The sequence below is a fragment of the Priestia sp. SIMBA_032 genome, assembly GCF_046535215.1.
GTDB lineage: Bacteria > Bacillota > Bacilli > Bacillales > Bacillaceae_H > Priestia > Priestia aryabhattai.
Genome location: NZ_JAWRXD010001735.1, coordinates 1 through 228 on the forward strand (window position 1 = coordinate 1; position 228 = coordinate 228).

1 protein-coding gene is annotated in these 228 nt (G+C 72.4%); it reads left to right on the plus strand.

From position 1 onward, the window contains the following. On the plus strand, positions 1-228 hold a 228-nt coding region (locus SB717_RS40145; RefSeq protein ID WP_410908975.1), incomplete at both ends, for an NAD(P)-dependent oxidoreductase.

Genomic DNA, 228 nt, shown 5'->3' on the forward strand with positions numbered 1-228 from the left:
GCTCCCCTTCTACAGGGCGTCGGCCACGACGTCGCGGTGGAACTCTCGGGCCCCGTTCGCGCCTCCACGGCTGAGCGAGCTGACGCTGGGGATCGTCGGGCTGGGGAAGATCGGGCAGGAGTTCGCGCGGGTCGCGGGTCCGCTGTTCGGGCGGGTGCTCGGCTACGACCCGATGCTGCCGGACACGGCTTCGGTGCGGGCGTCGCTTGAGGGGCTCGGGGTGTCGTG